Origin of the sequence: Streptomyces sp. NBC_01264 (assembly GCF_026340675.1) — a bacterium.
Taxonomy (GTDB): domain Bacteria; phylum Actinomycetota; class Actinomycetes; order Streptomycetales; family Streptomycetaceae; genus Streptomyces.
This window is the reverse complement of the sequence record NZ_JAPEOX010000001.1, coordinates 3,827,345-3,849,547: the sequence shown is the minus strand read 5'-3', so window position 1 is coordinate 3,849,547 and position 22,203 is coordinate 3,827,345. Positions and strand designations below refer to the sequence as shown.

Here is a 22,203-nt window from a genome sequence, read left to right as displayed (position 1 = left end):
CCGCTGATTCCCCTGCTGACTCCCTTTTGCCGTAAGGAAGTTCCATGCCCAGCAACAGACTCCTCCGCATCACCGCCGCCGTCACCGGCAGCCTCGCCCTCGCCGCCGGCCTCACGGCCTGCGGAGGTTCCTCCTCCGCCACCGACTCCAAGGACGGCGGCGAGAAGGTCGTCACCGTCTACAGCGCCGACGGCCTCAAGAGCGACAAGGGCGACGGCTGGTACGACAAGGTCTTCGCCGACTTCACGAAGAAGACCGGGATCGAGGTCAAGTACGTCGAGGGCGGCTCGGGGGAGATGGTGCAGCGCGCCGTCCGCGAGAAGACCAACACGCAGGCCGACGTCCTGATCACGCTGCCCCCGTTCATCCAGCAGGCCGACGGCAAGGGCCTCCTCCAGGCCTACACACCGCAGGGCGCCGACAAGGTCAACGGGGCGAACAAGTCCTCCGAGGGCAAGTGGACCTCGGTCGTCAACAACTACTTCGGCTTCATCTACAACAAGAAGGAGCTGCCGGCCGCCCCCAAGACCTGGGAAGAGCTGCTGGACGCCAAGTACAAGGGCAAGCTCCAGTACTCCACCCCGGGCGTCGCGGGCGACGGCACCGCCGTGCTCATCAAGGCGATGCACGACTTCGGTGGCAAGGACCAGGCGAACGAGTACCTGAAGAAGCTCCAGGCCAACAACGTCGGCCCGTCCTCCTCCACCAGCAAGCTCGCGCCGAAGACCGACAAGGGCGAGCTGCTCGTCGCCAACGGCGACGTCCAGATGAACTTCGCGCAGTCCAAGTCCATGCCGAACCTCGGCATCTGGTTCCCCGCCAAGGACGGCGGCAAGCCCACCACCTTCTCCCTCCCGTACGCGGCCGGCCTCGTCGACAAGGCCCCGCACACCGAGAACGGCAAGAAGCTCCTCGACTACCTGCTCAGCGAGGACGCCCAGAAGCTGGTCAGCGGTGTCGGCGGCGGCTTCCCGTCCCGCACGGACGTCAAGCCCACCGACGCCAACGCCGTCGAGCTCACCAAGCTCATGACCGGCGTCGAGATCTTCGAGCCGGACTGGGCCGACATCGACAAGAACCTCACCAGCTACGTCGACGCGTGGAAGTCGGCCACCGGAAGCTGACTGGTCGCCTCCCGGTCACCCACGACCGGGATAGTGACGCTTGCATAACGGGTCTGGACCGAAAACATCCCTTCGGTCCGGACCCGGCCTCATGCCCCCCGCACGGTCCTGCACCTTCCGCCGCTCACTTGCTCCCCAGGAGGAGTACGTGTCCACTGTCCTGTCCGGACGGACCCTCGCCGTGGCCGCCACCGCCACGGCCCTGCTCGCCACCGCCCTCGGCGTGCACACCGCCACCGCCACCGCCGCGGACGCGGCCGCCGTCACCGACAAGGTCCTCGTCATCGGCTTGGACGGCGCCGTCCTCGACCGCATCAAGGCCGCCAACGCTCCGCACCTCAAGGGCCTGATGGCCCAGGGCCTGACCGCCAAGAGCACCCTCTACGCGAACCCGATGGCCGCCACCTCCTCGGGCCCCGGCTGGTCCACCATCGCCACGGGTGTCTGGCCCGACAAGCACGGGGTGAAGGACAACTCCTTCACCGGCAAGAACTACACGGCCTACCCGGACTTCCTGACCCGCATCGAGAACGCCAAGCCGGCGCTCAACACGTACGCGGCCGCCGACTGGGAGCCCATCACCTCCACCGACCAGAACGGCCCGATCTTCTCGGCCAAGGTCGACAAGCGCCTCTCCCTCAAGGGCGACCGCGACGGCTACCACACCGAGGACCCGAAGATCGCGGCCGCGGCCTCCGCCGAACTCCGCGACCAGAACCCGGACGCCGCCTTCGTCTACTTCGGCGACATCGACCACGCCGGCCACTCCTACGGCGCGGCCAGCCAGCAGTACCTGGACACCATCGCCGAGTCCGACGCACTGGTCGGCCAGCTCCTCACCGCCCTCCAGAACCGCCCCACGTACGCCCAGGAGAACTGGAAGGTCCTGGTCACCACCGACCACGGCCACACCAACGCCGGTGGCCACGGCGGCTCCAGCATCCAGGAGCGCGGCACCTTCGTCATCGCCAAGGGCGCGGGCATCCCGGCCGGTTCGGTACGGGAGGACGTGAAGCTGGTGGACGTGGCCGCGACCGCGCTCCAGCAGGTCGGCGTCCCCACCACCGGGCTGGACGGCGTCCCGCTGAACGCCCCGGACGACGACCCCTTCGACACCCTGCGCCCCAGCCTCCAGGCGCGCGTCGACGAGACCGGCATCCCGGCCGGCACCAAGGGGTTCACGCACACCCCGCCGGCCGGCTGGTCGGTCGACAACTCCAAGATGGGCACGGGCGGCGTCACCGAGTGGGCCGGATGGGCCTTCGCGACCGACGAGTTCTGGAGCCAGTCCCAGCGCGACCAGTGGCGCGAGCTGAACGTCCGCTCCCGTGACGTGTTCGCCGTCGCCGACTCCGACGAGTGGGACGACAAGAGCCACACCGGTTCCTACGACTCCACCCTGGCCACCCCCAAGTGGGCGGTCACCGGCGGCACCACGCGCAACCTGACCTTCCAGACGCACTACCACCACGAGGCCGGCCAGACCGCCCAGGTCCTGGTCTCCTACAACGGCGCCGCCGCCTCGGTCGTCAAGAGCTACACCGCCGACGCGGTCGCCCGCTCCGAGTCGATCGCGCTCCAGATCCCGGCCGGCGCCACCGACGTCCAGGTCCGCTTCCGCTACGCCGGCAGCAACAACTGGTACTGGACCGTGGACAACGTCAAGCTCGGCTGAGGTCGCTTCCGGCCGGTACGGGACCTTCGCCGCCGGGCCCGCACGGTCCTTCGCGGCGACCCGTTCCGCCGTACGGTCCGGGCCGTGGACGCCCACCGCGTCCGCGGTCCGGCCCGGATAAGGTGGTAGAGACCAGAGGTCACAGAGGTCAGACGCCACCGAGAGCGGAGAACAGTCCAGTGGCAGAGCGCAAGCCGATCGAATCCTGGCTCACCGACATGGACGGGGTCCTCATCCACGAGGGCACCCCGATCCCCGGCGCCGACGCCTTCATCAACCGGCTGCGCGAGTCCGGCAAGCCTTTCCTCGTGCTGACGAACAACTCCATCTACACCCCGCGCGACCTCCAGGCCCGCTTGAGCCGGATGGGCCTGTCCGTCCCGGTCGAGAACATCTGGACCTCGGCGCTGGCCACCGCGAAGTTCCTCGACGACCAGCGTCCGGGCGGCACCGCGTACGTCATCGGCGAGGCCGGTCTGACCACCGCCCTGCACGACATCGGCTACGTCCTGACCGACCACGAGCCGGACTACGTGGTCCTGGGCGAGACCCGGACGTACAGCTTCGAGGCCATGACCAAGGCGGTCCGCCTGATCAACGCGGGCGCCCGTTTCATCTGCACCAACCCGGACGAGACCGGCCCCTCCACCGAGGGCCCGCTGCCCGCCACGGGCGCCGTCGCCGCGCTGATCACCAAGGCGACCGGCAAGCAGCCGTACTTCGCCGGCAAGCCCAATCCGCTGATGATGCGCACCGGCCTGAACGCCATCGGCGCGCACTCCCACAGCAGCGCGATGATCGGCGACCGGATGGACACCGACATCCTGGCCGGGCTGGAGGCGGGCATGCAGACCTTCCTCGTGCTGACCGGTCTGACGTCCGTCGAGGACACCGAGAAGTACCCCTACCGGCCGACCCACACCTTCGACTCCATCGCCGATCTGGTCGATCTGGTTTAGGTCGTACGGCTGACACGTACGGGCCAAGAGGGCGCCGCTCCGGATGCGGAGCGGCGCGCCGCGCGTGAATCTCCTAGTTGAGGAGGTTCACCATGCGCAGTGATGTGATCGCTTTCCGTGTCACCGGGGTGGCCGTCGCCCTGACGGCCCTGTCCGCCGTGACCGCTCCCTTCGCCTTCGCGGGGGAGGATGACTGGAACCGGCAACGCGGCAGAGTCTCGGCCGACCCCAATCAGGCGGAGCCGGGGGCGCAGGTCAAACTGCGCGTCCGCGGCTGCGACGACGACTGGGCCGTCGCCTCGTCCGTCGCCTTCGTCTCCGAGGTCCGCCTGTCCACCGGGCGTGACGACCGCCGCACCCTGTGGGGTGACGCGATGATCCGCTCCTGGGCCGAGCCCGGCCGCCACGACATCAAGATCAAGTGCGGTGGCCGCGGCGGCGAGCGCGAGTGGGGCACGATCGAGATCGAGCGCCGCCGCGAGCACCGCCCCGACCCCCACCACACACCCGTCTGGCCGGTCCACGCGGGCGGCGGCGGCATGGCCGAGGAGATCGCCTCGAAGTCGAAGGCGGCGTCCGCGGCGGAGGCCGCCAAGGCCGGGGCCGCCGACTCCGCGCAGCTCGCCGCGGCGTCGAAGAAGAGCCACGAGGGCGAGGGCCCGGGTCTGCCGCACACGGTGATCGGCGCCGTGCTCGCCGCCGTGGCCACCCTGGCCGTCGCCGGCCGTGCGCTGACGCTGCGCCGTCGCCGCAGCGGCGAGTGACCGGGTGATCGGGTGAGCGGCGAGCCGAGGAGCTCCGGCGGCTCCCGGCTGCTGACCTTCGCGGCCTGGTCGGTGCTGGTCCTAGGCCTGTGGCTGTGGGGCCGGGAGATCACCGGAGTGGCGATACCCCTGCCCGGGCAGGCCGGTGGACCGGCCGCCCCGGGCATGCCCGCGGCCCACGCCCCGCTGGGGCCGGCCGCGCCCGCGCGGGTCGACGTACCGTCCCTCGGCGTCCAGGCCCCGGTGATGGTCCGGGACCTCGACGCGAAGGGGGCGATCGAACCGCCCCCGTACGAGAACCCGGGCGCGGTCGGCTGGTGGCGCGGCGGCGCCCAGCCCGGCACGGCCGGGACCGCGCTGATGGTCGGCCACGTGGACACGCGGCAGAAGCCGGCGGTGTTCTACGGCCTGAGCTCGGCGAAGGCGGGCGACAAGGTCCGCGTGGTGCGGGCGGACGGCTCGGTGGCGGAGTTCACGATCGAGGACGTACGGGTCCACGAGCGCGCCGGCTTCGACCCCGCCAAGGTGTACGGCCCCAGGGTCCGCGGCCGGGCCGAACTGCGGCTGGTCACCTGCGGCGGCACCTACGACAAGGTGGCCAAGGAGTACTCGGCGAACGTGGTCGTGTCGGCGTACCTGACGGGTGTCGGAGTCCGCCCGGGCACGGCGGTCTGACCCGGACGCTGCGGACGCTCCGGACGTACGAAGGATGCACGAAGAAGCCCAACGCAGTTTTCACTGCGTGGGGCTTCTTTGCGTCTGTGCGCCGCCAGGGACTCGAACCCCGGACCCGCTGATTAAGAGTCAGCTGCTCTAACCAACTGAGCTAGCGGCGCTTGGTGACAGGGAAAACTCTACCCCACCGTCGCGGGTGCTCGTGACAAGCTGCGCGCGTTCTGTCCGATTAACCCATGTTTGGGGGTTTTGTCGTGCACGATATGTCTGGGCCAGGCCGGATCTGATGCCCCGCCAGATGCGGTCCCGGCCGGCCGGCGACGAGCAGGGGAGTGGACGGAACCGCATGACGATGCAGCCTCCGACGCATGTGTACGAAGTGATGCCCACGGCCGAGGCGATGCCGCCGATGCCGCTGCCCTCCTTCGAGGAGTACGAACCCACCGGCGACTGCCCGTGCCAGGGCTGCGCCCAGCGGCGCCGCACCCTCGCGCGCGCCCGGGCCATACCGCTGCGCGACGGCGGACACCCCGCCGCGCGCGGAGCGCGCCGGGCGCTGGTGCTGGCCACCGCCGCGGGGGTGGTCCTCGGCGGAGGCGGTGGAGCGGCCGTGGCCGCGGCCACGCCGGGACCCGGCGGCCGGGTGGCCCTGGACGACCCGGGACCGGGCACTCCCCAAGGCGGTCGGGCCCCGCTGCACGGGCCGAAGGGGACCCCCGCGAAGCCCTCCGGGCTGCCCGGAGCGCCCTCGGTGGTGCGGCGGACCGACCGGGCGACGATCATCAACCGGGCGAAGCTGTGGCTGGACGCGCAGGTCCCGTACAGCATGGAGCAGTACTGGTCGGACGGGTACCGGCAGGACTGCTCCGGCTTCGTCTCGATGGCCTGGAACCTCGGCACGAACGAGTGGACCGGCAGCCTGGACAAGTTCGCGACGCGGATCACGAAGGAGGAGCTGCTCCCCGGAGACATGCTGCTCTTCCACAACCCGGCCGACCCCAACAAGGGCTCGCACGTCGTGATCTTCGGCGGGTGGGTGGACGCGACGCGCACGCACTACGTCGCCTACGAGCAGACGCGGCCGACGACGCGGAAGCTGGCCACGCCGTACGGCTACTGGAACAACGCCGTGAAGTACCTCCCGTACCGGTTCAACGGGGTGGCCGGCGGAGTCGTTCCCGAGCCCCCGGTCACGGGCGAGCCGCCCGCGCCGGGCGGCACGGGCGGCGTCTCGGCCACCTTCCCGGGAGCCTCGAAGTTCGGGCCGGGCGCGGACAACGTCTACGTCACCCAACTCGGCCGGATGCTCTCCGACCGGGGCGGGCTGCGCTTCTACCCGAAGGGCATCGGCTCGAAGTGGACCGACGCCGACCGGCTGGCGACCCAGGCCTTCCAGCTCGCCCAGGGCTGGACGGGCGCCGACGCCGACGGCATCCCGGGCGCGCAAACCTGGCGGCTGCTCGCCCTGCACCAGGGCAAGGACATCCCGCCGACCACGGGCGCCGCACCGGGCCCGGCGGGCAAACCCGCCTACCCCGGGGCGTCGTTCTTCCGGCCGGGCGCGTCCCACCCGGCCATCACCGCCCTCGGCCGCCAGCTGGTGAAGAGGGGCTTCGGCAAGTACTACACATCCGGACCGGGCCCCCGCTGGGGCGAGGCCGACCGCCGCAACGTCGAGGCGTTCCAGCGCGCCCAGGGCTGGCGCGGCGCCGAGGCCAACGGCTACCCGGGCCCGGAAACCTGGCGCCGGCTGTTCGCATGACGGAGGCAACGATGTACCCCACGCGCACGACCTCGACCACAGGCACCTTCCAGATCCCCCCACACCCGACCCCCCACCCGGCGACCCCGCAGGCGCCAGCCCCGCAGCGGCCGGCCGGTTCCGATGCGGCCGCGGGCGCAGCCGGCCTGGGCGGAGCCACCCCGGCTGGTGCCACCCCGGGCGGAGCCGGTCCCGGCGCTGCCGCGCCCGGGGCGGGCGGTCCCCGGTGGGCCGTTCCGGTCGAGCACGACCGGGCGGGTTCGGTGCCGGCCGCTTCCGCGCCGGATGCCGCCGGTCGGGCCCGGGCGGGAGCCGGTCCGGCTTCCGCCGCGCAAGCGGAAGCCGGCCCGGGTGGAGTCGCACCGGCAGCGGCCGGCCCCCGGTGGGCCGTTCAGGCCGAGCACGACCGCGCGGGTTCGGTGCGGGCCGCTTCCGCGCCGCATGCTGCCGGTGGGGCCCCGGCCGGAGCCGGTCCGGGTGGAGCCACCTCGGCTGGAGCCACCCGGACCGGAGCCGGTTCCGGCGCTGCCGCGCCCGGAGCGGGCGGTCCCCGGTGGGCCGTTCCGGTCGAGCACGGGCGGGCCGTGCCTGTGTCTGGCGCAGCCGGGCCGGTTGCCGTAGGGCGGGCAGCGGCCGAGGCAGGTGCCGAGCGGGGTGCGTACCTGCCGGGTGAGCATGAGCGGGCCGGGTTCGCGCCGGTCGCGGCAGGGCGGGGCTCCGCCCAGGGGGACGCCGAGCGGGGTGCGTGCCCGTCGGGTGCGCTCGACAGGGCCGGGTCCGCGCAGCCCGCACCCGCGCCGGGCGTCGGCGGGTGGGCCGGGTCCTCCACCGACACGGCACTGGACGTGGTTTCCGCGGCTTCCGCGTCCGCGTCCGGGAGTGCGGCAACGGTGACAGGGTGGGCCGCGCCGACCGGTTGGGTCCTGGCGGACGAACAGCTCTCCGGGCCCGTCCACGCGGAGGCCGCGGCCGCGGTCCCCGCCGGGGGCGGCCGGGAAGCCGAGGGACTCGTCGCCGCGGGCGTGGCGGTGCAGGCTTCGGCCCGTGCGCCGCACGGGCCCGTCGGGGAGGCGGCGCGCAGCGACGTACCGGCGGCTCGGGCCCAGGCCGGGCCGGGGGTGGACATCTCGCATCCCCAGGACGAGGCGGCCCACGCGGGTGCGGCCACGCTCCGGCTGCGGAACCCCGACTCCGAAAGTGCCCGCCCGCACCCGCAGGACGAGGCCTGGCCCCCGGTGGTCGCGTCCGCCCCGGGTGTGACTCTCGCCGCCACGACCCCCAGGGCGGAGCACGCCCCGCGGCACGCGGGTCCGCCCGCTGCCTGGGACCTGCCGGGACAGAGCACTTCGTCCGTCGAGCAGGGCCGTGCCCCGCAGCACGCGTTCCCGGGCCCCGCCCCGGAGGCCGAGTACGCGGATCCGTACCCCGTACGGGACCTGCCCGAGCCGGGCGAACCCGGTCCGGCCGACCCGGCCGGAGGGCGGGAGCTGACCTGGTCCGTGCCCGCTCCGGGCACCGCCGGCGACGCCGGGCCCGTAGGCGGCAGTTCCGCCGGCACAGGACCCGTCGGCAACGCCGACCCCGGACCGGAGCCCGCAGACGGGCGGGCCACCACCGACGGGGCCGATGACTGGCAGGCCATCCCAGGTGGGGCCGATGCTGGGCGGGCCACCACCGATGGGGGCAATGCCGGGCGGGCCACCACGGGTGTGGCCGATGACGGGCAGGGCGCCACCAGCGGGGCCGCCACCACGCGGGCCGCCGCAGTCGGGACCGCCACTGGCGCGACCGCACACGGCGCGACCGCACACCGCGCGACGGCCGGTGGTGACGCCGTCGGGCGGTCCGCCACCGGCGAAGCCGTGCCCGAGTCGGAGCACGCCACCGGCCGCGGAGGCGTCCCCGGCCCCGGGGTCGCAGACGGAGCCGGCAGCGCCGACGGCGCCAACGGCAACGAGAGCGCCGGCAGCGCAGACGTCTCCGAGCTGGTCGCGCGAGCCGTATCGCGGATCGGGGAGGACGATACGCAGGACCTGCCCCGCATCGCCGCGCCGCGCGGGGGCGCGGTGACCGAGGTGCCGGTGCACCTGCCGTTCCGCGGGGCGGCCCACCCGCAGCCGAAGCCCCAGCCGAAGCCCCGGCCGAAGGCGCAGCCGAACCCCCGGCCGAAGGCAGGCATCGCCCCGCCCCGCCCCGCCCCCGGACGCCGCGTGCCCCGGGGCGACGACCGGCTCCACGAGCACCGCGGCCCGGTGCTCCCCGGCTGGATCGCCGTGGCCATCGGCGGCATCGCGCTCGCCGGCTGCGCCGTCGTGCTCTGGCGGGCCGGGGCCGTCCCCGACTCCCTCGCGGTGGCGTTCGGTGCGGAGCCCCGCCCCTACCAGGGGTTGCAGGCACGGTTCTGGCCCCCGCTCGCCTTCCTCGGGGTCATCGCCCTGCTCGCCCTCGGCGGTCTCGGCCGGGGCCTGGCCGGCCACGCCTGGGTGCTCACCCTCTTCGGCCGCTACCGCGGCACCGTCCGCCGTAGCGGCCTGACCTGGATCAGCCCCCTCCTGCTGCGCCGCCGGGTCGACGTCCGGCTGCGCCACTGGCGCAGCGACCCGATGCCCGCCGTGGACTCCGGCGGGCTCGCCCTCCAGGTCGTCGTCCAGGTGGTCTGGCAGGTGAAGGACACCGCCCGGGCGACCCTGGCGGTGGAGGACCACGTCGACTACCTCGCCGAGCAGGTCGAATCGGCCATGGCGCGGGTCCTGTCCCAGCTCCCCGCCGACGCCTTCCACGAGGACGCCCCGACCCTGCGCGACGCCGAGGCCGTCGGCGACGCGCTGACCCGGATGCTGGCGGCCGAGACCGAGGCGGTCGGGGTGGAGGTGTTCTCGGCGCAGCCCACCCGGATCGAGTACGCGCCCGAAGTCGCGGACGCCATGCGCCGGCGCCGGGTCGCGGCGATCGACGCGAAGCACCGGGACACCGTCCTGACCTCGGTGGTCGACGCGGTGGACGACACCGTCCACCGGCTCACCTCGCGCGGGATCGTGGAGCTCGACGACTACGAGCGCAAGGCCCTCGTGAAGGACCTGACCGTCGCCTTCTACACGGGCCGCGCCGAGTAGCCGAGGCGGGCCGAAGCGGGTCCGACGCGGGGCCGATTGGAGAACGGGTGGAATCCGGGTGGTCCGGACCACCCGTTCTTCCGTTGGTCTGGACATGGCCAACTCCCGTCAATACTGTGGAACTTGGTCTAGACCTAAAACCAGAGCTCGTGAACGGGCCGTGCCGCCGACACCGGTACGGCCCATCCCCACGCGTGCGCACGCTCTCTCCGGACATCCCCCCACGTTCAAGGAGCATCAGCATCATGCGTTCCTTCCGCATGCCCAGAACCAAGCGGGCCGCCGCCACGGCCACCGCCACCACCGTCGGCCTCGGCGTGGTCGCCGCCCTCGCGCTCGTCACGGCCCCCACGGCCAGCAGCCACGGGTACACCGACACCCCGATCAGCCGCCAGAAGCTCTGTGCCAACAAGACCGTTTCCGACTGCGGCCCCATCCAGTGGGAGCCCCAGAGCGTCGAAGGCCTCAAGGGCTTCCCCGCGGCCGGTCCCGCCGACGGCCGCATATGTGCGGGCAACCACCCGGAGTTCGCGCAGCTCGACGACCCGCGCGGCGGCGCCTGGCCGGCCACCCCGGTGACCAGCGGGCAGAGCTACAGCTTCCGCTGGCAGTTCACCGCGAACCACTCCACCACCGACTTCCGGTACTACGTCACCAAGAACGGCTGGGACTCCACCAAGCCGCTCACCCGCGCCGCCCTCGACCCGCAGCCCTTCCTCACGGTCGCCTACAACGGCACCCGCCCGGCCATGACCACCGTCCACCAGGGCACCATGCCGAGCGGCAAGACCGGCCGGCACATGATCCTCGCCGTGTGGACCGTCAACGACACCGCGATGGCCTTCTACTCCTGCTCCGACGTCCAGTTCTGATCGCCACGGCTCACCACGGCGTTCAATTCTGACGGGACGTCAGCTATTCTCCGGCGGCATGCGGCCAACGAGGACACCCGAAACCGTCGCGGAGCTCATCACGAGCCAATGGGGCGACCACCGGCCCGGTCTGAAGTACGCCGACGGCGTGCTCAGCCACCACCGGACCGCCCTGGAGGCCGCGGCGCGCGCCGCGCTCCTCGTCGACCTGCTGCCGCCGGGGGCGGAGCCGCACATCGGGGTGCTGCTCGACAACACCCCCGAGTTCCCGTTCTGGCTCGGCGCGGCGGCCCTGGCCGGGGCCGCCGTCGCCGGGATCAACCCCACCCGGCGCGGTCCCGAGCTGGCCCGCGACATCCTGCACACCGACTGCCGGATCCTGGTGACCGAGCGGACCCACCTGCCGCTCCTGCGCGGGCTCGACCTGCCCGGCGTACGCCTGCTGGTCACGGACACGGACGAGTACGAGGCATTGCTCGCCCCGTACGCCGGCGCGAAGCCCGGCGACGCGACGCTCGGCCCCGGCCCGACCCCCTCCTCCCGGCTGCTCCTCTACTTCACCTCCGGCTCCACCGGAGCCCCCAAGGCCGCGATCTGCACCCAGGGCCGCCTGGCCGGGGCCGGGGCCTCGCTCGCACGTCACTTTTCGGTCACCCCGGACGACGTCCACTACATCTGCATGCCCCTCTTCCACGGCAACGCCGTCATCGCCGACTGGCTCCCCGCGCTCGCGGGCGGGGCCGCCGTGGCGCTGCGCCGCCGCTTCTCGGCCTCCGCGTTCCTGGACGACGTACGGGTCTACGAGGCGACGTACTTCACCTACGTAGGCCGGGCCGTGCAGTACCTCCTCGCCACCCCGCCGCGCCCCGACGACCGCGCGCACACCCTGCGCCTGGGCTTCGGCACCGAGGCCGGCGCCGTCGACGCGGCCCGCTTCGCCGAGCGCTTCGGGGTCCGCCTCGTCGAGGGCTACGGGGCCACCGAGGGCGGCGCCTCCGTCCAGCGCACCCCCGACACCCCGCCGGGCGCCCTGGGCCGGGCCGGCGCCAGCGACGACCTGGCCGTCATCGACCCGGAGACGGGGCTCGAGTGCCCGCCGGCCGCGCTCGACGCCCGGGGCCGGCTCCTCAACGGCTCCGAGGCGATAGGCGAGCTGGTCAACAAGGGCCGCAGCCTCTTCGAGGGCTACTGGCGCAACCCCGACGCGGAGGCCGCCCGCACCCGCGACGGCTGGTACTGGACCGGGGACCTCTTCTTCCGCGACCCCGACGGCTTCCTCTACTTCGCCGGCCGCACCGACGACCGGCTGCGCGTCGACAGCGAGAACCTGGCCGCCGCGGTGATCGAGAACATCCTGGCCCGCTGGGCGCGGGCGGCCGCGGTGGCCGTGTACGCCGTACCGGACGAGGTGGCGGGCGACCAGGTCATGGCCGCCGTGGCCCTGCGCGAGGGGGCCGTCTTCTCCCCGCAGGGTTTCGCGGCCTTCCTCGCCGCCCAGCCCGACCTCGGCACGAAGATGGCCCCGCGCTACGTACGGGTCGTCGGCGCCATGCCGACCACGGCGACCAACAAGGTCCACCGGGTCTCCCTGCGGGGCGAGGCCTTCCGGACCGGCGACCCGGTCTGGTGGCGGCCGCGCGGGGAGGACGCCTACCGGAGGCTGGAGGCGGAGGACCTGGCGGGGCTCCTGGAGGCCTACGAGGCCCAGGGGCGCGCGGATCTGCTGGGCCGCTGACCGGGGCGGCCGACGGGGCCGGTGAAGGGCGGCGCGGGGGTCCGCAGCGGGCGGTTCCGGAACCGGTTTTGAGCACCCCGGGGGAGCAGGTAGTATTTTCTCTGTCAGCAGGCGCCGCTAGCTCAGTTGGTTAGAGCAGCTGACTCTTAATCAGCGGGTCCGGGGTTCGAGTCCCTGGCGGCGCACCTGTCCTTCGGGCGGTTTCCGGTTTCACCGGGAACCGCCCGAAGTGTTTTCCGGGTGCCCGGTGCCGGGTGCGCGCGGGGGCAGGGGCGGGCAGCTCACCCCCCGGCCACCGCTCAGAGGGTGAGCGACAGCAGCAGCGGCGCGGCCTTGCGGTTCAGCACGTCGGCGGCGGCCCGCAGTCGGTGGGCGTGCTCCACGGGCAGGGACAGGGCGAGGCAGCCCACCGAGGCGCCCGCCGTGATCGGGACGGCCGCGCAGACCGTGCCGACGGCGTATTCCTGCAGGTCGAGCGTGGGCACCGTGGCCGGCTGGCTGTCCAGCTTCGAGAAGAGGATCCGCTCGTTCACGATGGTCTTCGACGTCAGTCGGGCGATCTTGTGGCGGGACAGGTGGTCGCGCCGTCCGTCCAGGTCGAGCTGGGTCAGCAGGCACTTGCCCACCGCGCTGGCGTGCGCCGCCGAGCGGAAGTCGACCCACTCGTGGACCTTGGGGGTGCGCGGGCTGTCCGCGAACTGGGTGATCCGGACCTCGCCGTCCACGTACCGGCTGATGTAGACCGCGGCGCCGACGGAGTCCCGCAGCCGGTCCAGGGTGTCCTGAAGCTTGTCCTGCAGCGCCTGCTGGCGGTCGACGCCGGAGCCGAGCAGGACGAGGGAGTCCCCGATGGCGTAGGCGCCGTCGGACACCTGCAGTACGTACCCCTCACGGCGCAGCATGAGGAGCATGGGGGCGAGATGGACCGCGGGCAGGCCGGTCTCACGCGCGATCTGTACGTCGGTCACGCCGCCGGTATGGCGGGCGACCGTTTCGAGTACGCGCAGGGCGTACTGCACCGAGTGGAACGGCGCGGTCGGCTCGGGCTTCAGCGCCACGGTTTCCCCCTAGCAGGTTGTTACCGCTTGCTCTCACACGATAGCCATCAAGAGGCCCGTGTGGAGCGCCTGTTGGTGAGATTGATGGCTCAATTACATCGCTCTGCCTGGATCTACTCCTCTGGCATATGCCAAGGTCATGGGTGGTGTCCGAGAGCGCCGGGAATGCCCGGACCGGCCGCGCGGTTCGGGTTCTTCGTAGGGACGAGGACGGACGGGCGAGCGGAGCGGGAGAGACGATGAGTGAGCTCAGTGATCTGGGAGGCGCGGGGGACACCGGACGACCGGGGAGCGCCGGCACGGGCGAGGGGGAGATCCGCGGGACGGCTCACGGCCGCGCGCCGGTACCGCTCTCGGTGCTCGACCTCGTCACCGTGGGCGCCGGCAGCACCGCGTCCGCCTCCCTGCGGACCAGCGTCGACATAGCCCGGCTCGCCGAGTCCCGCGGCTTCCACCGCCACTGGGTCGCCGAACACCACTCGATGCCCGGGGTCGCCAGTTCCTCCCCGGCCGTGATCCTGGCCCACCTCGCCGCCCACACCTCCCGGATCCGGCTGGGCTCGGGCGGGGTCATGCTGCCCAACCACGCCCCGCTCGCCATCGCCGAGCAGTTCGGCACCCTGGAGGCCCTGGCCCCGGGTCGGATCGACCTCGGCCTCGGGCGCGCTCCCGGCACCGACGGGCAGACGGCCGCCGCGCTGCGCGGGCCCGGGCGCCGTGACGAGGCCGTGGACGAGTTCCCCCGGCAGCTCGCGGAGCTGATCCGGTTCCTCGACGACGACTTCCCCGACGGGCATCCATACGCCCGCGTGCACGCCGTGCCGGGCCCCGTGCAGGGTCCCGCCGGGCGGCCGCCCATCTGGCTGCTCGGCTCCTCCGGCTTCAGCGCCCGCCTCGCCGGCGGACTCGGGCTGCCGTTCGCCTACGCACACCACTTCTCCCCGGCCGGAACCCTGCCCGCCCTCGACCTCTACCGGCAGTCCTTCCGCCCCTCGGCCGTCCTGGACGCCCCGTACGCCGTCATCGGAGTCGCGGCCCTCGCCGCCGACACCGCCGCGGAGGCCCGCGCGCAGGTACTGACCGGCGCGCTGTCGATGCTCCGGCTGCGCAGCGGGCGCCCCGGGCTGGTCCCGACGCCCGCAGAGGCGGCGGCGTACCCGTACACGCCGCTGGAACGGGAGTTCGTGGACGACCGCCTCGCGAGCGTGGTCCACGGCACCCCGGACGAGGTCACCGCGGGCCTGGACGCCCTCGCGAAGCTGACGGGCGCGGACGAGATGATGCTCACGGCCAACGCCCACGCCGGCGAGGCCCGCCTCCGCTCGTACGCCCTCGTCGCGGACGCGTACGGCATGCCGCACCTCGACGCCTGACCCGACCGCCCCGGTCGTAGAGGCGCCCCGGGCTACGCCCGGACCCCCGGATCGGGGGTGCCTCGGTTCCGGCGCGCCGAACTTCCAGCGTGCCAGGCCGCGTACGGAGGCATGGCCGTCGGCGGCCCGCCAAGTACCCGGTATGCGGACGCCGTCCACGACGCGACGGGCGATCCGGTTGGCGGTCATCCCGTGATTCTGTCGCCGACGGGCGTCCGCCCGGGAGGGTTTACGGATGTACACCGGCCCGGAGGGACCCGCACGGGCCGGCATCCGGAGTTTGGCTGGTTTGTTGCCGAAACCTTGCCGGAGGGTGAATGAAGCCAGCCTTAAATCGCTCGTCACCATGGGTGGCGAGCGATTTTTGGTGTGGTCCCACGTCGCTGACGTGGGCTTCTGGTCACCGAGTGGTCTAGTCCTTCTTTGGTCCAAACCATTGACTCGGGCCCGGAGTGATCGCTATCACTGTCCCCACCTGAAGTCTTGCCTTCCCCTCCCACTCCCCGGAGGCAGTTCATGCACATCCGTAAATCCCTCATCGCGGCCGCCGCCACGGCCGCGCTGGCCGGCGGCACGCTGGCCGCCTTCGCGGGACTCACCTCCGCCTCGGCCGCCGAGGCCGGGACCACCGCGACGGCCGGCAACGTCAAGATCGCTTACTACGACCAGTGGTCCGTGTACGGGAACGCCTTCTATCCCAAGCACCTCGATACCCGTGGCATAGCGAGCAAGTTGGACGTCATCAACTACTCGTTCGGCAACATCCACCCCACCAACCTCACCTGTTTCGAGGCGAACAAGGCGGCGGGTGACGACAACAACCCCAACGCCGGTGACGGCGCGGGCGACTCGTACGCCGACTACCAGAAGTCCTTCAGCGCGGCCGACAGCGTCAGCGGCGTCGCCGACAAGTGGGACCAGCCCATCGTCGGCGTGTTCAACCAGTTCAAGCAGCTCAAGGCGAAGTACCCGAACCTGAAGATCAACATCTCGCTCGGCGGCTGGACCTACTCGAAGTACTTCAGCGACGCGGCCAAGACCGACGCTTCCCGCAAGAAGCTCGTCTCCTCCTGCATCGACCAGTACATCAAGGGCAACCTGCCCGTCGAGGGCGGCTACGGCGGCGCGGGCAGCGCGGCCGGCATCTTCGACGGCATCGACATCGACTGGGAGTACCCGGGCTCGTCGGGCGGCCACCTCGGCAACCACTACGCCCCCGAGGACAAGCAGAACTTCACGCTCCTGCTCAAGGAGTTCCGCGAGCAGCTCGACGCCTACGGCACGGCCAACGGCGGCAAGAAGTACCTGCTGACCTCGGCCCTCCCGGCCGGCCAGGACAAGATCAAGTACATCGAGACGGACAAGATCGGCGCGTACCTCGACTACGCGAACATCATGACGTACGACATGCACGGCGCCTGGGACTCGGACGGCCCGACGTACCATCAGTCCCCGCTGCTGCCCTCGTCGTCCGACCCGACCGACGTGATCGCCCCGGGCACCGAGAAGTACAGCATCAAGAACGCCATCGACTCCTGGATCGACGGCAACGCGTCCTACGGGATCACCGGCGGCTTCCCCGCCAACAAGCTGGTCCTGGGCTACGAGTTCTACTACCGCGGCTGGAAGGGCGTGCAGCCCGGCACCACCAACGGTCTCGCCCAGCCCGCCACCCTGGCCTCCGCGGCCCGTCCGACCAGCCAGCAGGCCGGCATCGCGCTCTACAAGGAGCTCGGCGGCATCGTCGACAACCCGGCGACCACCTTCTGGGACGACCAGGCCAAGGCCTCGTACTTCTACAAGGACGGCGAGTTCTTCACCGGCCTCAACCAGAAGTCCATCCAGGCCCGTGTCGACTACGGCAAGCAGCGCGGCCTGGCCGGCGCGATGATGTACTCCCTGCTCGGCCTGGACGCCAACGCGACCCTGCTGAACCAGATCTCGGACTCCCTCGGCGGCACCACCCAGCCGCCGACCACCCCGCCGACCACGCCTCCCACCACCCCGCCCACGACGCCTCCCACCACCCCGCCGACCACGCCGCCCGCGGGCTGCACCGCTCCGGCCTACGTCGCGGGCACCGTCTACACCGGTGGCAGCGAGGTCTCGTACAACGGCCGCAAGTACAAGGCCCAGTGGTGGACGCAGAACGAGGTGCCCGGCACCACCGGTGAATGGGGTGTCTGGAAGGACCTCGGCGCCTGCTGATCCCCCCACCCCGCGCCGAGCGCCGGCAGCCCCCGCACTCCCCTCCCAGGGTGCGGGGGCTGCTGTGTGAGCGCCGCCCCACACGATGCGGCCCTGCCGTGGTTCGGGGCCTTCGGGGCCTTCGGCTCACACCTCGGGATGCGGCGCGGGCCCCTCCGGCTGGGCGGGGCCCGCCGCCGCCTGGCGGCTGATGATGGCGGCGATCGCCTCCGGGGCCACCGCCCGGGAGTACAACCAGCCCTGGCCGGTGTCGCAGCCGACGCGTCGCAGGCGGGCTGCCTGGCCGGCGGTCTCCACGCATTCGGCGGTCACCGTCAGACCCAGCCGGTGCGCGAGCTGCACCAGGGCTTCGACGATGGTCTCGTCGGCCGGGTTCGGGTGGGAGCCCTCCTCGTAGCGGAAGCCGCGGACGAAGGAGCCGTCCAGTTTGAGGACGGAGACGGGCAGGCGGCTGAGGTAGGCGAGGTTCGAGTAGCCGGTGCCGAAGTCGTCGATGGCGATCCGCACCCCCATGTCGCTCAGCGCCTGGAGGGCCTGGAGCGGGCGGCCTGCCGATCCCATGACGGCCGACTCCGTCAGTTCGAGCTGGAGGAGCTGGGGGGCGAGGCCCGTCTCCGCCAGGATCTCGGCGACGTCGCCGACGAGGTCGGAGTCCCAGACCTGGCGGACGGCCACGTTGACGGAGACGAAGACGGGGGAGTCGCTGGGCTGCTCGATCTGCCAGCGCCGGGCCTGCCGGCAGGCGGTCCGGAGCACCCAGCGGCCCAACTGGACGATGGAGCCGTCCTCTTCGGCAATTCCGATGAACCGATTCGGCGTCAGCAGGCCGAACTGCGGGTGGTTCCAGCGCACCAGGGCCTCCACCCCGCGCACCGCCCCGCTCTCCAGGTCCACGAGCGGCTGGTACTCCACGGTGAACTCGCCGCGCTCCACGGCCGGCCGCAGCGTCGAGGAGAGGGCCTGGCGGGTCATCCGGTGCGCGTTGCGCTCCGGGTCGAAGAGGGTCCAGCGGGCCTTGCCGTCCGCCTTGGCCCAGTAGAGGGTCGTGTCCGCGGCCTGCATCAGGCCGGTCGCCGAGGTCCCGGCGGCCGCCCGCTCCACCACGCCGATCGACGCGGAGACCGAGAGCCGCTGGCCGGCCAGGTCGAAGGGCTCCTGTACGGCGGCCAGGACGCTGCGCGCCAGGTCCGCGAGCTGCTCGGTGCCGGTGGACTCCTCGACCAGCAGGGCGAACTCGTCGCCGCCGAGCCGGGCCACCAGGTGGCCGCCGGTGCGCCCGTAGCCGGACTGGTCGGCGCACTGGGTGAGCCGCTGGGCGACGGCGGTCAGCAGTCGGTCGCCGACCCGGTGGCCGAGGGTGTCGTTGACGGCCTTGAACCCGTCGAGGTCCAGGTAGCAGAGGCCGATCCGGCCCGTGCCGCTCTGCCCGTACGAGGAGGCCTCCAGGGCGGCGGAGAGCCGCTCGAAGAACAGGGCACGGTTGGGCAGCCGGGTCACCGGATCGTGCATCTGGAGGTGGCGCAGCCGGGCCTGGAGGTCGCGCCGGTCGCTGATGTCGGCCACGGAGAGCAGGACGTCACCGGTGCCGGGGACGGGGCCGAGGGTGATCTCGGTCCACAGGGAGTGCCCGTCGGGGTGCTTGAGGCGGCGGGTGCAGCGGAGCCGGGCCTGCCGGCCGCGCAGCACCTCCTGGTAGGCCTGCCAGGTCCGGGCCTCGGAGGCCAGGTCCACCAGCTCGGCGGCGGACTGCCCGGCGAGGAGGTGCGGCTCGGAGCCGAGGAGCGCGGCGAGGGCCTCGTTGGCTCCGGCGATGTGGCCGGTGCGGTCGACCACGGCCATGGGGAGGTGGGCCGCGTTGAAGGCGGCCCGGTAGTCGGCCTCGTACTCGGTGCCGTACTCGGTTCCGTACTCGGCCTGGTGGTCGGCCCGGTAGTCGGCCCGGCGGTCGTCGCGGTCCGGAGTTGCCGTTGTCGCCGGCGCCGCCGGGTGACGCTGCGTCATGGCCGGTCGGATGCTGTCGGCCGCCGAACCGGGTCCATCTGGGGTTCCGCTCACCGTTGGCTCCCGCAGTGCGTGTGAGTGTCCGTGCAGGAAAGTGTGCCGATCATAGAGGCTCCCGGACGGCCCTATCCAGCGGCGACGCCGCGTGTGACGCGGGAGTTCGGTGTGATGACGGTTCGTCGGCCTGACGGCGAATGATCGTTTCCGCACGGCTGTGAGCATCCGGCGCCCACCACTGACCCGACCTGATCGGTCGTGACTTTCCGTAGGTGCATGTGCGAAACCCGGCGTCACCGGCTTGCCCTAGTGCTCACTCGTGTGGGGCAGCGGAACAGGGCATTAGTAAGACAATCGCCCCAAGGTGGATGAACAGGTACTAATCCACCACCGGAGGTCGATGTGCCGCGACAGCAGACACCCGGGGGAGTGGACCGCTCCCGCATGCGAACCACGGCGGCGGCGCTCACTTCCCTGACGGCGCTCGCCGCCATGTCGCTCGTCGCGGGACCCGCGGTGGCCTCTCCCGGAGCCGGCCCCTGCGCGCTGACCCGTACCGCGGCCCACCACTCCCTGGGGCTGGACAGCTGGAACGGCGCCTACCCCAAGCCCGAGCGCACCCTCAACGCGGTGATGGTCTTCCTCTCCTTCCCCGACCACCGCACCACGCTCACCACCGAGCAGCTCACCGCCGACTACTTCCCGGCGACCAGCGAGTTCTTCGAGCGGGCCTCCTACGGCCGCTTCCGGCTGGTCCCGCACCCGCAGAAGCGGTGGATCCAGATGCCGAAGCCGTCCGCCGCCTACGGGATACAGCGCGACTGGGCCCCGGCGGACCGGGCCGCCTACCTGCGCGACGCGGTGGCCGGAGCGGACGCCTCGGTGGACTTCAGCCAGTACGACGTCGTCTACTTCGTCGCCGACCCGGAGGCGCCCGGCGTCGACTCCGACGCCACCAAGGTCGTCAATTTCGAGCAGCCGATCCGGGCGGACGGCGCCGACCTGCGCCGCATCGTCACGGTCTTCGAGAAGCACCCGCCGGACCGCAACGTACTGGCCCACGAGACCGGGCACGTCTTCGACCTGCCCGACCTCTACCACCGGCCCACGGACGGCAAGGGCGACTGGGACACGTACGTCGGCGACTGGGACGTCATGGGCAGCCAGTTCGGCATGGCCCCGGACCTCTTCGCCTGGCAGAAGTGGAAGCTCGGCTGGCTGGACGCCTCGCAGGTGGACTGCGTGGGATCCGGCTCCTCCCTGCACACCCTCCAGCCGCTGTCCGAGGTCCCGCGCCCGGGCGGTACGGGCGGCACGCGGATGGCGGTGGTCCGTACGGGCCCCGGCAGCGCGATCGCCGTCGAGGCGCGGGGCTCCGCCGGCAACGACGGGGACACCTGCACCGAAGGGGTCCTCGTCTACCGGGTCCGCAACGAGGCGGCTTCGGGCGGCGGGCCGATCGAGGTCGTGGACGCGCATCCCGACACCGAGGCCTGCTGGGACCGGTCGGTGTACCCGCCGCTGGCGGACGCTCCGCTGGAGGTGGGGGAGACCTTCACCGTCCCGGGCGAGGGGGTCACCATCGAGGTGGCGGACCGGACGCAGTCGGGCGCGTACACGGTGAAGATCACCAGATAGGGGCGAACGGGGAGGCGGGTGACCGGGAGACCGGTGAACCGGGAGACACGAAAAAGACCCCCACTCGCATGGGGGTCTTTCTCCGTCTGTGCGCCGCCAGGGACTCGAACCCCGGACCCGCTGATTAAGAGTCAGCTGCTCTAACCAACTGAGCTAGCGGCGCTTGGTGACGAGAGAGACATTAGCACCCCGAGCGGCGATCGGAAAAATCGATATCCGCAGCTCGGGTGGCACGGACGAAGGCCCACAGCAGCGCCTCGGGTCCGGGCAGCCAGGGCAGCCGCGAGTCGGGCGCCACGAGCCAGCGCGAGGGCCCCCCGTCGGCGGCCAGCGGGGGCACGGTGACGGCGTCCCCGGGGCCGTGGCAGAGCGGCGCGGGCACCGGGGTGCTCCACTCCTCCCAGGCCAGCAGGGCCGGGAGGCGGTGGGCCGTGCCGGGGGTGGCGAAGAGCAGGGTCCGCCCGCGGTGCACGGCGGCCGGCCCGGAGCCCGGGCCTTCGGCCCAGAGCAGGTCGAGCATCCGGCGCCCGAGGGCGAGGGGGACGTTGACGACGTCGAAGGCGGTCCCGCAGGGCAGCACGGCGGGCGCGGTGGGCCGGGCCTGCCAGGCGGCCAGCGTGCCTCCGGGCTGGGCGGAGGACGAGGCCAGCCAGGCGGCGCCGGCCGGGGTGACGTGGGTCGCGGAGGCGGTCGTCGTCCGCAGGTCGAGCGCGGGGCAGCCGGTCATCGTCGTCATGCGTCCAGGTCTACCCGCGGTAGCGGACCGATCTCCGGGAGTTACGGGAAACCGGGACAGGCCGGGTGTGACTGGGGTATGTTGCGCTCCGCATATGCCAGGGGTCACGGCCGGGCGTGTCCCCCGGCGTGACCTCAGGTGCCCTCGGGGGCGGTGCCGCGCAGCAGCGACTCGCCGAACTCGATCATCTTGCGGGCGTAGTCCTCGGTCCACTCGGCCTGCTCCGCGATCGCCGCCGGCGGCAGCCGGTCGAACCGCCGGGGGTCCGCGAGCTGCGCCGCCGCCACCGCCTGGAACTCCACCGCCCGCTCCTGGGCGGCACGGAAGGCCAGGGTCAGCTCCGTGGCCCGGGCCAGCAGCTCCCGCGGGTCGTCGATCGATTCGAGGTCGAAGAAGTGCTCCGGGTCCGTGACGGTCTCCGACGGCTCGAAGAGCAACTGCGCGGGCCGCAGCCTCCGCTCGGTCCGCTCGGGCTCTGCCATGCGTGTCCTCCTGCTGGACGTGGGAAAAGGC

At 72.3% G+C, this 22,203-nt stretch carries 15 protein-coding genes, 3 tRNA genes and 1 pseudogene; 13 read left to right on the top strand and 6 right to left on the bottom strand.

The window, feature by feature from the left end; all coding sequences use genetic code 11:
* Positions 1-44 precede the first annotated feature (44 nt).
* The 5 genes from OG435_RS17755 (at position 45) to OG435_RS17735 (ending at position 5,197) form a co-directional block, all read left to right on the top strand.
* A complete protein-coding gene (locus OG435_RS17755; protein ID WP_266877825.1) occupies positions 45-1,124 on the top strand; it encodes a 2-aminoethylphosphonate ABC transporter substrate-binding protein in 1,080 nt (359 codons plus the stop codon).
* Positions 1,125-1,272: 148 nt separating this feature from the next.
* Positions 1,273-2,799 (top strand): alkaline phosphatase family protein, encoded by a 1,527-nt coding sequence (locus OG435_RS17750; protein ID WP_266877824.1) that lies wholly within the window; start codon positions 1,273-1,275, stop codon positions 2,797-2,799.
* A gap of 179 nt (positions 2,800-2,978) precedes the next feature.
* Positions 2,979-3,758 (top strand): HAD-IIA family hydrolase, encoded by a 780-nt coding sequence (locus OG435_RS17745; RefSeq protein ID WP_266877823.1) that lies wholly within the window; start codon positions 2,979-2,981, stop codon positions 3,756-3,758.
* A 92-nt stretch (positions 3,759-3,850) separates the two neighbouring features.
* Positions 3,851-4,522 (top strand): hypothetical protein, encoded by a 672-nt coding sequence (locus OG435_RS17740; protein ID WP_266877822.1) that lies wholly within the window; start codon positions 3,851-3,853, stop codon positions 4,520-4,522.
* A 12-nt stretch (positions 4,523-4,534) separates the two neighbouring features.
* Positions 4,535-5,197, top strand: a complete 663-nt coding sequence (locus OG435_RS17735; protein WP_266877820.1) for a class F sortase — start codon at positions 4,535-4,537, stop codon at positions 5,195-5,197.
* An 87-nt stretch (positions 5,198-5,284) separates the two neighbouring features.
* Here the strand turns inward: OG435_RS17735 and OG435_RS17730 are convergent.
* Positions 5,285-5,358 (bottom strand) — tRNA-Lys (locus OG435_RS17730).
* Between the two features lie 248 nt (positions 5,359-5,606).
* Here OG435_RS17730 and OG435_RS17725 point away from each other — a divergent pair.
* The 5 genes from OG435_RS17725 to OG435_RS17705 all read left to right on the top strand — a co-directional run bounded on the left by OG435_RS17725 (position 5,607) and on the right by OG435_RS17705 (position 12,864).
* The gene (locus OG435_RS17725) at positions 5,607-6,959 is read left to right on the top strand and encodes a peptidoglycan-binding protein (protein ID WP_266881824.1); all 1,353 of its coding nucleotides are present in this window, start codon (positions 5,607-5,609) and stop codon (positions 6,957-6,959) included.
* 890 nt (positions 6,960-7,849) lie between these two features.
* Positions 7,850-10,072 (top strand): SPFH domain-containing protein, encoded by a 2,223-nt coding sequence (locus OG435_RS17720; RefSeq protein ID WP_266877818.1) that lies wholly within the window; start codon positions 7,850-7,852, stop codon positions 10,070-10,072.
* Positions 10,073-10,317: 245 nt separating this feature from the next.
* Positions 10,318-10,944, top strand: coding sequence for a lytic polysaccharide monooxygenase auxiliary activity family 9 protein (locus tag OG435_RS17715; protein ID WP_266877816.1), 627 nt, complete (start codon positions 10,318-10,320; stop codon positions 10,942-10,944).
* Between the two features lie 58 nt (positions 10,945-11,002).
* On the top strand, positions 11,003-12,679 hold the full coding sequence (locus tag OG435_RS17710) for an AMP-binding protein (protein ID WP_266877814.1): 1,677 nt from the start codon (positions 11,003-11,005) through the stop codon (positions 12,677-12,679).
* Between the two features lie 111 nt (positions 12,680-12,790).
* Positions 12,791-12,864: transfer RNA gene (locus OG435_RS17705), tRNA-Lys, on the top strand.
* A 114-nt stretch (positions 12,865-12,978) separates the two neighbouring features.
* Here OG435_RS17705 and OG435_RS17700 read toward each other — a convergent pair.
* Positions 12,979-13,737 (bottom strand): IclR family transcriptional regulator, encoded by a 759-nt coding sequence (locus OG435_RS17700; RefSeq protein WP_243337173.1) that lies wholly within the window; start codon positions 13,735-13,737, stop codon positions 12,979-12,981.
* 239 nt (positions 13,738-13,976) lie between these two features.
* Here OG435_RS17700 and OG435_RS17695 point away from each other — a divergent pair, with 239 nt between their 5' ends.
* Together OG435_RS17695 and OG435_RS17690 are read left to right on the top strand one after the other, a co-directional pair.
* Positions 13,977-15,110 carry an LLM class flavin-dependent oxidoreductase gene (locus tag OG435_RS17695; RefSeq protein ID WP_266877811.1) on the top strand — a complete coding sequence of 378 codons (1,134 nt, stop codon included), beginning with the start codon at positions 13,977-13,979 and terminating at the stop codon, positions 15,108-15,110.
* A gap of 516 nt (positions 15,111-15,626) precedes the next feature.
* Entirely contained in the window at positions 15,627-17,318 is a 1,692-nt protein-coding gene (locus tag OG435_RS17690; protein WP_266877810.1) for a glycosyl hydrolase family 18 protein, read from the top strand.
* A 126-nt stretch (positions 17,319-17,444) separates the two neighbouring features.
* Here OG435_RS17690 and OG435_RS17685 read toward each other — a convergent pair whose 3' ends face one another.
* Positions 17,445-19,319, bottom strand: coding sequence for a putative bifunctional diguanylate cyclase/phosphodiesterase (locus tag OG435_RS17685; protein WP_266877809.1), 1,875 nt, complete (start codon positions 19,317-19,319; stop codon positions 17,445-17,447).
* A 399-nt stretch (positions 19,320-19,718) separates the two neighbouring features.
* Here OG435_RS17685 and OG435_RS17680 point away from each other — a divergent pair, with 399 nt between their 5' ends.
* Positions 19,719-20,954, top strand: a complete 1,236-nt coding sequence (locus OG435_RS17680; protein WP_266877808.1) for a M6 family metalloprotease domain-containing protein — start codon at positions 19,719-19,721, stop codon at positions 20,952-20,954.
* 89 nt (positions 20,955-21,043) lie between these two features.
* Here the strand turns inward: OG435_RS17680 and OG435_RS17675 are convergent.
* From OG435_RS17675 to OG435_RS17665, 3 genes and pseudogenes are all read right to left on the bottom strand, one after another.
* Positions 21,044-21,117, bottom strand: a tRNA-Lys gene (locus OG435_RS17675).
* A pseudogene (locus tag OG435_RS17670) lies at positions 21,108-21,681 on the bottom strand (bifunctional DNA primase/polymerase). Before OG435_RS17670 ends, OG435_RS17675 begins: the two are co-directional and overlap by 10 nt.
* A 143-nt stretch (positions 21,682-21,824) precedes the next feature.
* Complete coding sequence (locus tag OG435_RS17665; protein WP_266877807.1) at positions 21,825-22,172, bottom strand: hypothetical protein; 348 nt, start codon at positions 22,170-22,172, stop codon at positions 21,825-21,827.
* Between the last annotated feature and the right edge of the window lie 31 nt (positions 22,173-22,203).

Coding starts and splice junctions, on each gene's coding strand:
- OG435_RS17755 (WP_266877825.1), top strand. CDS start 45: ATGCCCAGCAACAGACTCCTCCGCATCACCGCCGCCGTCACCGGCAGC.
- OG435_RS17715 (WP_266877816.1), top strand. CDS start 10,318: ATGCGTTCCTTCCGCATGCCCAGAACCAAGCGGGCCGCCGCCACGGCC.
- OG435_RS17695 (WP_266877811.1), top strand. CDS start 13,977: ATGAGTGAGCTCAGTGATCTGGGAGGCGCGGGGGACACCGGACGACCG.
- OG435_RS17685 (WP_266877809.1), bottom strand. CDS start 19,319: ATGACGCAGCGTCACCCGGCGGCGCCGGCGACAACGGCAACTCCGGAC.
- OG435_RS17740 (WP_266877822.1), top strand. CDS start 3,851: ATGCGCAGTGATGTGATCGCTTTCCGTGTCACCGGGGTGGCCGTCGCC.
- OG435_RS17690 (WP_266877810.1), top strand. CDS start 15,627: ATGCACATCCGTAAATCCCTCATCGCGGCCGCCGCCACGGCCGCGCTG.
- OG435_RS17710 (WP_266877814.1), top strand. CDS start 11,003: ATGCGGCCAACGAGGACACCCGAAACCGTCGCGGAGCTCATCACGAGC.
- OG435_RS17725 (WP_266881824.1), top strand. CDS start 5,607: ATGCCGCTGCCCTCCTTCGAGGAGTACGAACCCACCGGCGACTGCCCG.
- OG435_RS17665 (WP_266877807.1), bottom strand. CDS start 22,172: ATGGCAGAGCCCGAGCGGACCGAGCGGAGGCTGCGGCCCGCGCAGTTG.